This is a genomic window from Vibrio sp. C8, from assembly GCF_054051265.1.
Map to the genome: position 1 here is coordinate 182,292 of NZ_JBPAOE010000052.1, position 15,721 is coordinate 198,012.

Annotated in this window: 14 protein-coding genes and 1 pseudogene; 3 read left to right on the forward strand and 12 right to left on the reverse strand. The window is 41.7% G+C overall.

What is annotated here, in order from left to right; translation table 11 throughout:
* Window positions 1-15 precede the first annotated feature (15 nt).
* From ACRQQK_RS20250 to ACRQQK_RS20270, 5 genes are read right to left on the reverse strand one after another with little or no spacing between them, the layout of a single operon-like run.
* Window positions 16-705: an ATP-binding protein gene (locus tag ACRQQK_RS20250; RefSeq protein ID WP_457514423.1), complete on the reverse strand. Its 690-nt coding sequence runs from the start codon at window positions 703-705 to the stop codon at window positions 16-18.
* Window positions 702-1,172 (reverse strand): hypothetical protein, encoded by a 471-nt coding sequence (locus tag ACRQQK_RS20255; RefSeq protein WP_457514425.1) that lies wholly within the window; start codon window positions 1,170-1,172, stop codon window positions 702-704. Before ACRQQK_RS20255 ends, ACRQQK_RS20250 begins: the two co-directional genes overlap by 4 nt.
* A gap of 8 nt (window positions 1,173-1,180) precedes the next feature.
* The gene (locus ACRQQK_RS20260; RefSeq protein ID WP_457514426.1) at window positions 1,181-1,519 is read right to left on the reverse strand and encodes a hypothetical protein; all 339 of its coding nucleotides are present in this window, start codon (window positions 1,517-1,519) and stop codon (window positions 1,181-1,183) included.
* Window positions 1,516-2,727 carry an Arm DNA-binding domain-containing protein gene (locus ACRQQK_RS20265; RefSeq protein WP_457514428.1) on the reverse strand — a complete coding sequence of 404 codons (1,212 nt, stop codon included), beginning with the start codon at window positions 2,725-2,727 and terminating at the stop codon, window positions 1,516-1,518. The genes ACRQQK_RS20260 and ACRQQK_RS20265 overlap by 4 nt, the downstream gene beginning before the upstream one ends.
* Complete coding sequence (locus tag ACRQQK_RS20270; protein ID WP_457514429.1) at window positions 2,720-2,956, reverse strand: hypothetical protein; 237 nt, start codon at window positions 2,954-2,956, stop codon at window positions 2,720-2,722. Before ACRQQK_RS20270 ends, ACRQQK_RS20265 begins: the two co-directional genes overlap by 8 nt.
* Before the next feature lie 126 nt (window positions 2,957-3,082).
* Between ACRQQK_RS20270 and ACRQQK_RS20275 the strand changes: the two genes are divergently transcribed.
* On the forward strand, window positions 3,083-3,283 hold the full coding sequence (locus tag ACRQQK_RS20275; RefSeq protein ID WP_242506669.1) for a helix-turn-helix domain-containing protein: 201 nt from the start codon (window positions 3,083-3,085) through the stop codon (window positions 3,281-3,283).
* 206 nt (window positions 3,284-3,489) lie between these two features.
* On the opposite strand, the gene ACRQQK_RS20280 is transcribed toward ACRQQK_RS20275, so the two are convergent.
* From ACRQQK_RS20280 to ACRQQK_RS20305, 6 genes and pseudogenes are all read right to left on the reverse strand, one after another.
* The gene (locus ACRQQK_RS20280; protein WP_457514431.1) at window positions 3,490-3,756 is read right to left on the reverse strand and encodes a hypothetical protein; all 267 of its coding nucleotides are present in this window, start codon (window positions 3,754-3,756) and stop codon (window positions 3,490-3,492) included.
* Between the two features lie 5 nt (window positions 3,757-3,761).
* Window positions 3,762-3,839 carry a helix-turn-helix domain-containing protein gene (locus ACRQQK_RS20285; RefSeq protein ID WP_457514447.1) on the reverse strand — a complete coding sequence of 26 codons (78 nt, stop codon included), beginning with the start codon at window positions 3,837-3,839 and terminating at the stop codon, window positions 3,762-3,764.
* Window positions 3,840-5,522: 1,683 nt separating this feature from the next.
* Window positions 5,523-6,716, reverse strand: coding sequence for a mannose-6-phosphate isomerase, class I (manA, locus tag ACRQQK_RS20290; protein WP_457514433.1), 1,194 nt, complete (start codon window positions 6,714-6,716; stop codon window positions 5,523-5,525).
* Complete coding sequence (locus ACRQQK_RS20295) at window positions 6,709-7,869, reverse strand: glycerate kinase (protein WP_457514435.1); 1,161 nt, start codon at window positions 7,867-7,869, stop codon at window positions 6,709-6,711. Before ACRQQK_RS20295 ends, manA begins: the two co-directional genes overlap by 8 nt.
* A 61-nt stretch (window positions 7,870-7,930) precedes the next feature.
* Entirely contained in the window at window positions 7,931-10,576 is a 2,646-nt protein-coding gene (gene mngB / locus ACRQQK_RS20300; protein ID WP_457514436.1) for a mannosylglycerate hydrolase, read from the reverse strand.
* Between the two features lie 163 nt (window positions 10,577-10,739).
* Window positions 10,740-11,201: pseudogene (locus ACRQQK_RS20305) on the reverse strand (fructose PTS transporter subunit IIA); the annotation flags it as partial.
* A gap of 381 nt (window positions 11,202-11,582) precedes the next feature.
* Between ACRQQK_RS20305 and ACRQQK_RS20310 the strand changes: the two are divergent.
* Window positions 11,583-13,202 (forward strand): PTS fructose transporter subunit IIC, encoded by a 1,620-nt coding sequence (locus tag ACRQQK_RS20310; protein ID WP_102942330.1) that lies wholly within the window; start codon window positions 11,583-11,585, stop codon window positions 13,200-13,202.
* Window positions 13,203-13,437: 235 nt separating this feature from the next.
* A complete protein-coding gene (locus tag ACRQQK_RS20315; RefSeq protein WP_457514437.1) occupies window positions 13,438-14,160 on the forward strand; it encodes a GntR family transcriptional regulator in 723 nt (240 codons plus the stop codon).
* Here the strand turns inward: ACRQQK_RS20315 and ACRQQK_RS20320 are convergent.
* The gene (locus ACRQQK_RS20320; RefSeq protein WP_457514438.1) at window positions 14,157-15,473 is read right to left on the reverse strand and encodes a ferredoxin reductase family protein; all 1,317 of its coding nucleotides are present in this window, start codon (window positions 15,471-15,473) and stop codon (window positions 14,157-14,159) included. The genes ACRQQK_RS20315 and ACRQQK_RS20320 overlap by 4 nt on opposite strands.
* Between the last annotated feature and the right edge of the window lie 248 nt (window positions 15,474-15,721).

The window sequence follows — 15,721 nt, forward strand, 5'->3', positions numbered from 1 at the left end:
AATTTATCTCGTTTATCAGGGGAAATAATGATTTTCCCAAACACACTCAATCCACACTAACTGACCTTGTCGTAATCGAGTTAACACCACTTCTCCGACTAAAGAGCAAAATACCTGACCTGGTAACGGCGTAATTAACACCGTAGGCAATTGATTGCGGTATCGTTTATCGATTAATGTCTGAAGCGTTTTCTGCTCACTGGCTGAATGGCGGGATTTATCTAAGTCGTCCACCACCAGCACATCGCTCTGAGTTAAACGCTGAAGTATTTGCCATTCTGATTGGGTGGTACTTGAGCGATAAGTACTGCGAATTTCTAGTATCAAATCATGGAAAGAAATAATTTCACTGCTTAGTCCCAAATCACTCAGTGAATACATCACCGCCGTTGCCAGATGCGTCTTTCCAGATCCACGATAACCAGCCAATACCAAGTTGGTATCCATACCTTGGCTAACCCATTCAATCCAACGTTGTAAAGTACTGACCGCGTCTGCCCGAGTTGGAGTGTGGCTCCTATAGTTCTCCAAACGGCATTGTTTAAAACGGGTACCTACCCCTCTTACCTCACCGATCACTGAACGTGATGAGGCTGTAATATCAACACTCGGCTGACTATGGCGACGAATGTGCTCCATCTCTTCAACCGTCTTTGGCGTGATATGATCAGGAATATGTTTGAGAATCGACGTGAAGTGACTCATCGTTTTAACCTCCAAGGTAAACCAAATTCACTCTTCGGCGAAGCAGTCTCTGTTGTAGTCTTTGGTAATCTCTGTGTACTCTCTGTAATAGGTCGGCGGATTTCGCCACTACAGTCTGGCGGATGGGTAAACTCTGGATTGGCGCAATCCGCCATACTAGTTTGCCCCAAACAGCCAATCAAGTTTGGCTCATCAATCCGGTAGTAAATCCGGCACGGCACCCCTTGTTTTTTCTCCACCAGAATACCCAGTTTTCTTAACTTTGAACGAGCCGTATCAATCTCTCTGCGGGTCATCCCCGTTTCTTCACCCCACTCTTCAATCGATTTATAAAACCATCGTTCAGCGTCTTTAGTCCGTTTTGACCAGTACAACGCCTGACTGAGCAGTAAAGCACCGGTAATACCGATGCCCAACTGAACAAACGCACGATGGAAAGCAATGGGACGGTCTAAGTAGTCCAACATGCGTTCACCTATCCAAAAGTACCCTGAGTATCACGTCGAGCTTTCCGCTCTTTGACGAAAACATCGAATCGATGTTGTATCAAGCCCAAAATTAAATCCGGTGATACACGCCCCGCAGTGAAGTGATAATGCAGCAGTACATTCATCACCCCTGACGCCAACGCATCAATCATTCCCTCTTCATCCGGTATGACACTGGATACCGGCTCTAGTCGCACACGAATTTGCATTTTCACTTCCGACTTAAACGCCAGAATATCGGGCGTGGTGTAACGAAAGAAGTGTCCCTGATTTAATACGTCTAGGCATAAGCTGGCACAATGAACGGTCATGGTGTTGTATTTCATTGTTTTTTCTCCTTCACCTGGGTCAGTAAGCGTTCAAATGCTGAGCCATCCTGACGAGTTAGGTTGGGAACATAACGGCTGTAGATTTCGAACAACATTTTGGTATTGGAATGCCCCATCTGACGGGCAATCCATTCCGGTGCCTCACCAGCCGCTAACCAGAGTGTCGCGGCAGTATGACGAGTTTCGTACGGGCGACGATAAGGTAAGCCCATTTTCCTTAAGGTTGGCTTCCAAACCCGGTCGCGAATGTTACCTTTATCCAAAGGATTACCTTCGGCGTTACAAAAGACATACTCTCCTGCCCCAGTCACTTCTTTCTGAGCATTGAGCGCTTCCACCACTATACTCGACATATGAATATCACGAGCAGAACCCAAGGTTTTCGTGGTATCCATCTTCCCCTGAACATAGGTTTCACGGACACTAATTACCCCTAAACGAAAATCCACATATCGCCATTTCAGACCATCGATTTCTGAGGTGCGCATGCCGGTAAAAAAACGTACCAGAAAGTAATTGCGATACTCGTTTTTCACCACATTTAAGAAATCCATCACTTCTTCCAAAGTAAACGGATTCACATCGCGCTTTTCTACCCGCAATGGTTTGATGTTTTCAAACTGGCACCGAAACCCATAGCGGTCAGCCGCTTCACGTAATATCATGCGAAGAGGTGTCATGACATGATTGACAAAGTCGGTTGAGAGCTTCGTTCCATCCGGTTTGGTCTGCATTAACTTTGCTCGGTATTTGAGGATATCTGGCCGCTGAATTTGATCGACATTCACATCGCCAAACTCAGGTACGAGATAACCAAACAGATACACTTTCATGCTGTTTACATAACTGGTTTTCCAGCGAACCTCATTTTCACCGAACCATTCGTGGGCAAAATCTTCAAAGGGAATGCTGGTAATTCCCTGCAGCTCCTGCGAAGCCGTTTTATAAGCGCCGAGCAACTCTTCTTTCTTCCGCCGAGCCAGGATATCTTGCTTGACGAACTTAGATGCAAGATTCGACTCAGGAAAATATTCGCTGTAAACGAAACACCCTAACCTGATATCCGCATCAATCTGATTTAGCAGTTTGGCGAGTTTCCTCTGATTAGCGGCTGTGTTATTAAGTAACGTTTGTTCTCTACACCGCACGTTACAATAACGAAAATCTATATATAGCTTGCCTCCCCTTACATTAACGCTACCCATAACATACTCTCCCTGCCGCCATCGGAATATAAACCGCATTTCGTGTCGCACTCTGGTATAATTCCACTTCTACCTCTTCCCATATGTATAGAATTTTTCTACCATGGAAAGGTCGAATGTAGTGTTTACCTTCGATAAAAACTGAGTCTCGCAGTTTTGCATTAATGTAGTTGGCGCTAAATTTGATCCGAACTGCGAGCTCTTTCACCGTTAATAGTGTCTGGTTCATAGAGACCTCCTTTTGACTTGTTTTCGTCTTCTCAAGACAAATATACGGGTCATTTTTCGTCTTATCAAGACATTTATTCAAACATTTGGTAATAATAATTTGATTAGATATAAGATTAGAGAATTAGTGGCAGAGAAGTCTAAGCGCGAAGGGAGACGGATAACTTTATCTTATTTGGCTGAGCAAGTAGGTATTCAAAGTTCAGCTATGTCAAAAATTGCTAATAACACCGGATACCATACCAGCGTCACCACCATTGAAGCCTTGTGTAAGTTCTTTGACTGTAAGATTGAAGATGTGATCGAGTATTTACCCGATAGTGATTGAGTTTTGATTTGCCAGAAGTCAGCGTTTGCATTGTCGAAATAGTTCTCCCTGTCTTCTTCTAGAAGAAAATTTCAGCTTATATATCCAGCCTATCGGATGACCAAATCTGATCAACGGCACTGGCATTACTGAGGGAAGATGACGGGACAAGTACCAGCCGATTCTGTCATGCCTTTACATTCTGGTCTGGATTAATACTTCTCTCCTTACACATCAATATTCAGCGATTGTGATTTCATAATCCTAAGCTGTCTGGTATTGAGTTTCTCTTCCTTCCAGATATTTTTAATCGTGCCGATACTCACATTGATGCCGTGCTGTTTTAACTCCATCATTAGTTGCATCAATGTAAAGTGTGTATTCTGTAACGTCAGCTCTATAATCTTGTCTTCTACGTGCTCTGGGATACGATTCTTACTGCGTTTCAGAGGCTTATTAATCCGCTTCAGACATAATGGCTCTTCTTCTGCCATTATTTTTAGGTGTAAAGGGATTGGCGGGAGCAACCAAGGATACGGGCTGCTTTGGATATACTCCCCAACTGTTCGACAAACAAAGCTTACAAACCACCTAAAGTTTGTAGCGCTATAAATATCTGGTAAGGCAGCCTGTGATCATCTAGTATTATTCAATAATAAAGTGGTTATTTTATATAGGTAAAAGCATGGGTTCACGAAAAACCATAATTACAAATCACCGCAAGGTTGAGTCAATGCATAAATTGACGCGAGCCTGTAAATTGGCAATTAAAGAGGGTAAGTACAAAGTTGTTACTTTGAACAAAAATAAACAACCACTTTAACCACATTAAAAATGCGAGACATGTGTTGTTTTTGAAGTAGATACTGCAGCTTTTTAAATGAATCGTTCTTTATTGCTGAAGATTAATTCTTTCCATTTATCAATTTAGTATTAGACATCCATATCGTTCGATTATAACAAGGAATTCACGGATGAAAGTGTTCTATGTGATATTACAGAAAAATCATAACTAATTGATTTTTCTATCATATAATCAAGTCTGTAAATAGAGTATGAATGATATATTCTTCCTATCTTGTAGGCCTCATGTAAATCTTTGGATAATCATCAGCACTTACGGGACCCCGAAAAACATTAACCAGTTGATTTATATGACTTTAAAATCTAATCCGATAATCACCTGTGAATACTATATCTTCTCTAGCACAAAGACTACGTATTAAACATCCGAATACGATATAAACATCACCAATTGATACTAAGGGCTAAAAGGATAAGCGAAGATTCTAACGGAGATTTTTGACTATCTGGTGGAATTTAGCGAATACAAAGAAGCCATATCAGTCATGTTTGACATGAAATTTACGCGATTTCGTGGTGTATGTATTAATACAATTTGAACACTGTCTATGGTAACTCTATGTAGTCGGTGCAAACAGAGTTACTTTCAGAGACACAAGCTATAGAGCTAACCTAATGTTTTTCTATTTGTTGCTTCGATTCTTATCATATATTACAGCAAACGTAGCCACCGCGAACGAACCACCTAAAAGAATCCCCATTGCTATTATAAATTCAGTACTCATACGTAACCTATTCTGATTCCATGCCTAGATAATATTGTAGCAAATCTTAATGCTCGTACTTGTTGGAAAATTTCGTACAACGCTATTTGAGTACGATTAATGCTCACATCTCGACTCGTAAATGACATTAGATTAATCATAGCATAATGAGTAGATAATGATCATGAAAGTCAGCGCTGAAACAAGGAACGGGGCGTGCGACGTGAGGTCGTATGAAACGCTGTTCACCGCTAAACGAGTGAACCATCTGTATCACCAGATGAACCTAGGAGCTTGAATAAAGTAACGGCTCTGACAATGTAACGAAGATTGGTATTTGTCAATCGGGATCTAAATCGTTAGAGGACGCTCCTCCTGATAAACACAAGTCGGGTGAGTGCTAGGTAGTCAGCATGATGAACGCATGTGAATCCGTGTAAGGTGCGTTATCCTTCGAAACAGCGGACGTGGTTAATACGCAGTAGCCAAAAGGCACGAGAGTCGGAAAGTGCCCCATGCTCTTTCGTGATCGTTGAACTCTCCGCACCTATAGCGGGCATCTAAACTGATATTGCGCGACATACGGAACACGGTAAGTGCACTAACTCTTAATACAAAAAACCCGCCAAGTAGGCGGGAGCTAAGGAGCAAATAGTCTTTAAGACTCAAAGATGCCTATTAAGGGGGAAGCATCAATTAAAAGCTCTCGCCAATGCGCCTGAACCACGATAGTTGTATCCTCTTGAGCTACAGCTTACAAACGCAGATTCACCAGCGGCTAATGTAACGGTTGTATTCAGTACAGTGATATCGACTTTGCCCTCAATACAAAACAAAATTTCCGCACTACGTACGTACTGCTTTCTGCTGGTCAAATCTACATTAATAATCTCAAAGCCAAAGTCATCTACAGGAATTGGATAACCTAACTTATTTTCCATTTGATAAGGCAGTAATTTGATACGCTCTGACGGAGTCGGTATGAATTTAGTATTTTCAATCAACTCCGAAACATCCATGTATTTGGGCGTTAATCCCGCACGAAGGACATTGTCTGAATTAGCCATAATCTCCAAACCCACACCTCGTACGTATGCATGAGGTGTTTCCGCATGCAAAAACATTGCATCACCTGGCTCTAGTTCAATCACATTTAACAATAATGGTGAAAAAAGTCCTATGTCGTCATCATAATCGCGTTTAAATTCAGAGATAAGTGAAAATGCTTCTCGTGCTTTTAGTGTTTTTGCCCCATCAGCTAACGCTCGATATAACTCAGATAAAGCCTGTTGTTTGCGTTCACCGGAAAGATTCATGACAACTGAAAAAAAAGCCTTTAAACCTTTCTCATGTTGATTGGCCTGTAAGGTATCAATGTCATTACGCAATGACTCTATTTTTGCCTGATTAAATAAACTGACAATGTCTGATATTGGCCTAAATCCGTTCATTGCTTTATAGAAGGTCAATGCGTACACCAACTCAGGCTTATGATTGCCATCCTTGAAATTGCGGTTGCTAGCACCCAATGCGATACCAAGAGAATTTTCTTTCTCGAAACCTTCTTCTGCTTTCTTTTTGCTTGGATGCACTTGAACTGAAAGAGGCTTTTCTGCTGCCAGTACCTTAAACAGAAATGGTAAATCACCAAATCGATCTGCTGTATAATTTCCTAGCACTTGGTTAGGGTCTTCAAGAATGAGTTCTGCTAGAGTCTTGCCACTTGTTAGTATTTTTGAACATCCATTGGGATGTGAGCCCATCCATATTTCCGCTTGTGGTACGTGATCTGGATTATCAATACCAAACAGTTCTGATAGAGCAGTTGAGCTGCCCCAAGGGTAATGTTGAACAACATTGTCAAGCTTGAATATAGAGTTATCCATTGTTCGTCCCCTTATCTGCCAAACTCATACCTAACCAAAGTGCGGATGCTAGATTTCTAGAAGTCCTAGTTAAATTGGATTTTGCTTCAGCGAGAACTGTTTCTAAAGGTTGTGGAGCACGAACAGTACCAAATAGCGTATCTATATATCCGTATAAGTCATCAATATTTTCTCCTAAAGAGCCTGCAATACCAATAACGGGAATACCTCTAAATTTTGCGCGTTTTGCTATACCAAATGGTACTTTTCCCTGCAGAGTTTGGTTGTCCATCTGACCTTCACCAGTAATAACCAAGTCTGTGTTTTTAAGAAGCTCATCAACATTCAAGGCATCCATTACCATTTCTATTCCTGGCTGAAGATGAATATCAAACAAAATCGATAAACCTAAAGGAACCCCACCTGCTGCTCCAAAGCCCGCACTGTGACGATGATCTGCCCCATTAATTGGGGCTGCAACCATTGAGAATTGCCCTAACGCTTTATCGAGTTTGGTTATCATCTCTTCAGAGGCACCTTTTTGAGGGCCGTAAATATGACTTGCACCAAACTCCCCACATAATGGATTAGACACATCACATGCGACCTGCAATTCAACATATTTACATCGAGGATGAGCGTTAGCTAAATTTATGGAATAAATCTGCTCTAATGCGGCACCACCTTTAGACAATTCGTTTCCATCACTGTCCAATAATTTGCCACCAAGCGCTTGTACGATTCCGGCCCCGCCATCATTGGTCGCACTTCCGCCGAGTCCTAATAGTATTTTCTTTACACCAATATCCAACGCTTCTTTAATTATTTCGCCAGTACCATAAGTAGATGCCACCATCGGATTTCGCTCACTTGGTTTTAGCAGGTCTAAACCTGAAGCGGCTGCTACTTCTATCAGTGCGGTTGTCCCATTATCTAACAACGCCCAATTAGCATGAACAGGGGTTCCCATTGGGCCTTCAACAAGAGAAACTCGGTGTTCTCCTTTCAAGCCTTGTGTTAATACTTCAACAGTTCCTTCTCCTCCATCAGCCAATGGAAGATGCTGGTATTCGGCATTAGGGAACACTTCTCTAAAGCCTTCTTCAATAGCACAACAAGCCTGCCTAGCATTCATAGATTCTTTATACGAATCTGGAGCAATTACGATCTTCATTCAATTAACCTTATTTCTTATTGATACTCTTGAAGTTGGTCGTCAAAAACGACCTACTCCATTAGAACTTCACTAGGAAAGACTTAACCTGACACGGTTTTATAAGGCCAAATGATGTATTGTGCGTTGCTGTCGAAATGATTGATTCATCCAACAATGTTTCGTTCCAAGACGTGATTCCATCTTCGAAAGTCACTTCGTCGACTATCTCTTTATTTTCTGATGGATTGAAAACTCGAATAATTAAGGCTTCAGCGTCTTCAGCTTTTTTCACCGCACTTAATACCGCACCATCGATTGATTTATTGAATAAACTATAAGTTAACGGAATATCTTGCTTGCCAACATTGAGTTTCATAGCGTTATATGGGATCTTGTTGTAACACTCTATTGGTGTCACGTTATCTCGAGCATGAGCCATAACGTTAGCGTCAATATGATTGCCTGCGAAGCCAAATAGCGCAAAATTGCACTCCAACTTACCGCGAGTTTGTGAATCCGGAGTAGGTATTTTAATACCCGACGGACGACCAGGGCGAAGCAACAGCTCTTCTTTACCTAACACGCCAACACCACGAAGTAATGTTAGAGCAAAGGTATCACGCTGCTCGTCGCCTTGACTTGCGATCACTTCAAACTCGCGCAAGCCGTTAGTCATGAGCGCCAAGCCTCCCACTTGATTTTCCACTGCAGCAAAGTTAATAAGCTGATACACAGGTACTGGAGCTTCTTTCCAACCTTCTTGCTCCCATACTTGCATAGCAGGATCGTTGGTTGGACGAGTAATCAAACCAAACTGGTTGTCTGCAACCACACGCTCAGAGACAAACGGTGTTGGTATCAGTACACGCACGCGGTGATCATCCGCTTGGTTGTCAACAACCATGCAAACGTCAATTCGACGTGAGCCTTGCTTAAGGATTACTTGACATTCAATATGGACATACCCACTTAAGCCGCTACGAGCTTCCCGTTCTATTAAATCCTCAGGCACCTCCATATGAGTTTCGATAGTTGCCACCGACTGGAAACCCTCATGTTTTACTGAGATTTGTGCATCATACTCATCCGAGTACAGTATCCACTCCTTACGTGACGGTGAGTAGTCGTATTCATCCCCATCATCCGAACCATCTTCAAGACGCAGGACTTGATCAAAAGTCATCTGCGTTTCTTTGTCGAAAATAGTCAATGTGCCGTTGGAGTTGACGTTGATACGATAGAATTCATTTTCCATCATGGCTGCGTCACCACCAAAATCAATTTCTTTTTGTGCTCCAGTTTGGTTCGCTTCGATGTGCAATGTTGTATACCCCATCGCAGGTACGGCGTACTTAATTTGAATGTCGTATTCAATGAACGGATCGTAGTTGCCGTAATGTACAATTTGTCGGTCAATTTTACCGGGATCAATTACGCGCTGATCTTGAATGTAGTACTCAACAGAATTGCCTAGGTCATCAAACAGATTGAAGGACTCTGCACGAATGGTAATCGTGGTATTGATCACTTCATCACGCTCATACGGCGACAAATTAAATAGCACTAGCTTGTCGCAACCTTCGCGCGCAGGCATGTGGTCGACAATCTTACGCTTATAGAAGTTGATGAGGTTCGTCGCCATGTCGTCAGCTAGAATGTATCGATTCAAAATTTCAGCATGAACTTTGTCTGAACAACAGCAGCCAATCGAGTCATGGGCATGGTTTTTCATGCTCTCTTTCCACATTTTCTCAATAAGTCCGTGGTGATATTCAAAGCCTAGCGTCCAGGCAATTGAAGCAAGCGGCTCTAGAATATTGACGATCTTGTTTTCTACTTCTGCATGGATCAACTTGATATCCATACGTGTCGATGAGATGGTTCGGTGAACACGCATATACTTGCCGTCATTAAACTCACCCTTGATGGTATCAAGTTTATCGCGCTCATCACGAATACGATCAAACACCTCCTCAAAACGGCTCATAACAAACTCACGTTCTGGGTAGATCTCGCGAAGCTTATCCATTACTTCGAAGATATCTTTTTGGATTGGCATTTGGTCATGACCATTCGGTAGCAAAATATCTTTTGTGACCGAAGGTTTCTCCAACACAGGAAAGTATTTATCTAAACGTGCACGCAAGCTGGCTTCATCTTGTGGCAGGTATTTACCAATTGCGTAACCCAATGGTAGCACTTGCGTCATGACTTCTGAGCCGTCATTAGATTGCCATAAAAATTCGGTTTTGTTAGTGCCATGACGCTCTGAACAACCACGCCAAAACATCGCAGTATCAATACCAAACCCATTATAAATCATCGGTAATTGCGAACTCATTGAGAAGGAATCTGGCAAATAGCCAATTTTCATAGGCTCACCGAGCGCCATACAATCTCGAATTCCGTATAGCATATTACGAACAATCGACTCCCCAGAGACCTGCATCGTATCGGTTTGAGAATACCAAGGACCAATGATCAATTTACCCGCTTCAACTAAGGATTGAACACGTTGCTTGTTCTCTGGTTTGATCGCGAAATAGTCTTCCAGCACAGCAGTCTGACCATCAAGTACGTAATATTTGTACTGCGGATCGCACTCCAAACGCTGCATGATTTCTTCCATATTGTTGACCAAAAGAATACGAGATTCTTCAGTTGTGAAATACCATTCACGATCCCAGTGCATATGAGGAGTAATGTGAACACGTGATTTAATCATTTGGGGAATACCTTAGTTAATGCATTTACGATGTACGAAGAGTGATGAGTTGCTCTCAAGAGCGTCCAAATAGTTTTGATACAAACTTAGAAAAGCCTTTTTGCTCATCTTGGTTTGCCGTCTCAACGACAAGCTCTGAGCCAACCACCCCATCAACCACTGGCTGGGGTTCTTCATCTCGAAGCAAGCTCATAATTTCTTCGACAGTAGTAGCCGCTAGTACTGCTTCTCTCACGTCATCATCGACCAGCGTACTAGTTAACTCAGTAAGCAACTGCATATGAGTTGATCCCGCCTCTGCATTTGGAATAGCTATAAGGAAAATGAGGTTTACATCTTCTTCTTCATCAATACCTTGCCACTTCAATTCTTGTTTAAGGGTCGCAACGGCGAAGGCCGCTTCTTTTACCGCATCGGTCTTTCCATGAGGCACAGCTAGGCCTTCACCGAGTGCTGTTGCACCGTGTGCTTCACGCTCAAATACGGCTTTAAGATATTCATCTTTATCATGGAGCTTGCCCTGCTGGTTTAGTTGTTCTGCGAGCACTTCTATCGCTTGATCACGACTCTCAAAAGCAATTTGGAGGTTAATTAGCGATGGATTAGTCAATGTAGTTAAGTTCATAGTCATTTTCCTGTCATCAGGTTCATTGGTCTCTTCTCGACCAAACAATGCAAATATAATACAACTACAATACAATTGTTTTTTTGATCCATATCTCATAAAAGAAAGAAAAGATTACACCGCCTGAACCTTCAACCACAAAAATTTAAATATCAATATAATATACTGTTTTTTTAACAAATAAAAAAGAATCAGAAAAACATTTTGTTGAAATTTGTAGGAACAACAATAATACATTTATAATACATATGTGAATAGCATCACAGATGAAGGGTGAAATGTGAGCAATAATAAGTCATCGAGCAAATACATGATTGCTCTGGGTAAGCTAAAACATTTATTAATTCAATAGTTGTAGAAACGAAACATAAGGGACTACAGATGAAAATCTTAGCGATTACAGCATGTACCGCCGGTGTGGCTCACACCTACATGGCTGCCAAAAATTTGGAAAAGAGAGCTGCAGCCCGAGGCTGGCAAATAAAAGTTGAAAAGCAAGGTGCCAATGGTCTTGACGGCCGGATCACTCCGCAAGATGTCGCTGAAGCTGACGGCATCATATTCGCGACGGATGTTGGCGTTGCAGAAGCAGAGCGCTTTGAAGGTCTTCCTGCAGTCCACGGTAAAGTGAAAGACGGAATAAAAAAAGCGGATGAAATGCTTGATGCTCTCGAACAAAAAGTGAAAGCAGATGGTGTTACTCAGAAAAAAACGACCAGCTCTTTTTCAGAAGAGAGAGAAGAAGTTAGTAATGACAACATTGTCGTTAAATTTCTCAAAGACTGGTATAAAGGCGCATTATCAGGTGTCTCTCACATCATCCCTTTAGTTATAATCGGTGGTCTCTGCGTAGGTCTTTTAAACCTATTCTTTGGCTACGATTATACTCACCTTTATGATGAGGCAATTCTGACCGAGTACACAGGCAAAACGTATGCAGACCTGGGTATAATTAATGCGTCTGAAGGCCTTGCTAACAATGATATTAGTGCAATAAAGAAAGAAGTTACCGCCGCTATTGCTCAGCCAGAAGCAAAAGCACAGTTTGAATCTTCTCTTCAAGGTATCATTCACTTTTTGTATTACAGTACGCTCAAGGCATTCAACCCTCTACTTGTCTGTGTTCTTGCCGCCTTTACAGCTTACGGTATGGTAGGTAAGCCTGGACTTGCACCTGGTTTTGTCGGCGGTTATGTTGCTATGGGTGGCGGATTCGGGAGCATCTCTGTTATGACAGGTGGATTCCTTGGAGGACTAGTCGCTGGTGCTGCTGCCGCTGTATTTGTTATGCTGATCCGCCAAATCAAAGTGCCTGCAGTACTTGAATCCGTTAAAATGATAATAATCACACCTCTGCTTGCTGGTATCTGTACTCTGCTATTCATGTATGTAGGCCCTGGTAAACTGTTCGCTGAGTTGAATTCAGGTCTTGTAGAATGGTTAACGTCAATGGGAACCAGTAACCTTATGATCCTTGGTTTTATCCTTGGTGCAATGGCATGTTTCGATATGGGGGGGCCAGTAAACAAGGCCGCTTATATGTTCTGTATCGGTGTCGGCACTAGTGGTGACTTTGCAGGCGATGCTTCCATCTTCTACGCGGCGTTCACAGCAGCAAAATGTATTCCTGGAATGTCTTTAGGCATCATGTCAGTCCTGTTTAAGCGCTACTTCGATGAAGAAGACCGTTTGGCGGGCCCTTCGACAGCTATTTTGGGCTTCTGTGGTATTACGGAAGGAGCAATCCCTTACGCAGTTAAGGATCCGATGCGTATCATTCCAGCTCATATGGTCGGTGGAGGTGTTGCTGCTGCACTGATTTTATCGTCCAAAATTACTATCGGGACGGTTGCTGGCGGCGCTGTATTTATGCTTCCTGTCATAGGGGACCCAATGTCATGGTTACTATACTTTTTAGTCGGTATTGCTGTGTCTATTGCACTAACAATTGCGCTTAAAGCAGTTGGTAAAGACAAACGACTAACCACAACAAAAGCATAGAATTGTCTTATCCCTTACAAAGGCTCTCGGTTTACCTAGAGCCTTTGTTTTTTTGCCTCAACTCTGCAACATGGATGATTTATATATTCAAATATGAAGTGACGTAAATTGAATACAATTTGTATTATCTATTTTTAATTCGTATCATGTTGCGACTTAATATCTAGTTCAATCACAATCATCCTAACGTACAACTGAATACCGTTAGTTCATTTGTCAATCTGTCGAGGTATCCATGACAAGACTTCCCATGTATCGCAAAATAGCCGATGAAATACGAAATAAAATTGGTACTGGAGAGTACAGAGTAGGTGAAGCTCTCCCTACAGAGGCTCAGCTACGTGAAGAATTTTCGGTAAGTAGAGTAACCATTAGACAAGCGCTTAAACTCTTAATTGAAAACGAAGAACTTAAGAGTATTCAAGGCAGTGGGACCTACGTAAAAGAAAGTAAGGTGAACTACGACATGTATCAACAGAGTAGCTTTGCTGAAAAATGGGCCCACCTGGATGGTGTAACACACAGTGACGTTCTCTCTTTTGAGATACGATGTGCATCTCTTACAATGGCTGAACACTTAGACGTTAAAGAGGGCGAGCGCATTTTTTATATCAAACGGGTAAGGTACGTTGACGACAATCCAATTACAGTAGAAGAAACTTGGATGCCTACTGCAATGTTCCCTGATTTGACCTATCAGGTTATGCAGGGTTCAAAATATGAGTACATTGAAAAACAAAAAGGCTTAATAATTGATCGCAGCGAGCAAGAGATAATTCCTATACTTCCACCTCAGGATATTGCAGATTTGCTGGGTATTGCTCCAGCCGAACCAATAATCGAAAAGAGAACTCGTAGTTATTTACAGGATGACACCGTGTTTGAATACAGTCGCAATTACTTCAAATCAAGCAATTATAAATTTACTTTGATTGCCAAGCGTGAGAAGCGAGATTAACGCATCATGAAAAGCTCTGTGTGGAAACGTTCATGCGAAACTCCGGCAGAACTAAGTTCTGTTTTTAACATACTTCCAAATTGTTGTGACCCACAAAAACAAGTCTCAAAGTTATTACTCTTCATTTTTTCTAGAATCAGATTACTATCCAAAAACTCACCTAAATCCGAAATTACCATGTGCAGTTCAACAAAATCGAGACGTTGCAAAAGAGACAAAATTTCATTGCGAAAGAAAGCTTCTTTCTCTGAGTTAACACAATAAAATAAGTGCACTTTTTCGAGCTTGTACTGCCGTTTGTTATTCTCTCTTGTTAGCCAGTAAAGTCGAGAAACAAAAGGCACTATACCAATTCCTGCACCAATCCAGACTTGCTTCCCATACCTAGGAATTTGAAATGCACCGTAACCTCCCTCGACTGTGACCTTTTGGCCGACTTTAAGACTATTTACCATCTTATGGGTGTAGTCGCCCAAATCTTTTACTCCGAATTCTATTCTTTGATTGTCCATATCGAAGTTGAGTATAGAGAATGGGTGTGGAGCTTCACCATCATGAAAGTTCAGGTATGCGAATTGACCTTCTTTATAGCTAATATCTGTACTTAGTTTAATAGAAAATCTGACAGCTAGTTTCTGTTCTAACGTTGCAGAGAAGTCTTCAATACTAACTACATGACCTTCAGATGTGTTCTTTTTTCCAATACCACCTGACAATGAAAGCCACGCCCCCACGAAACCAAACACCGAAATAATTACAATGGCAAAGTTCATGAGTGCAGAAGCGACATCCCAATCTAGCAAGAAGAAAGTATGAATAATACCTGCAATCATCAAAAGGCCACCAATTTTGTGCGTAAACTTGAACTTATTGTAATCAATTGTTTTATATAAACTAATAATACTAAAGATAATAAACACCTTAAAAGAAATATCACCAATTTGTACAGCTACCGCCTGCCAATTGACTCCGTCAAGTTCTGGGATTGGCCCTCGGCTTGGCCTTTCAAGTACGCCAGCCCCTACCAACCAATTTCCGCTCTTGATAATCAGCCAGTGAAAAAATAGAGATACTGTTGCACCAATCCCTAAGTTTTTATGTAGTCTATATCCTTTATCTAAACCATCAACTTTCTTTTCTAACCAACGAAAACGAGCAGCAAGTAAAACTGCTAGCCCCATATAACCTAGACCAATGAGGCCTGTGTACATCGTTAAGTGGTGGCGCCAGATGAAAAAATTGTCTAAATCCTCCAAGTTCATCGGCAAACTTGGTAGCCATAATAGAGTTAGAATAGCGGCAAATTTATACATTATGATATTCTTTAGCAACTTGATAACTGGTGAATATCATAGCAATACAACCTACCCATAAAAGCTCATTTGCATAGGCTTACCAGACTTTACCCACCTTTACATTTAAGGGACAAATTTTAATACAAATAATGAAAGGAATACGTCATGAATTTGACCATTAGACATCGGCTTTATGTTTTGTCTTTCTTACCAGTGATCATTGTATCTATCGCAATGATGTTAGAGGCCTCGATTGAAGCCAGGCG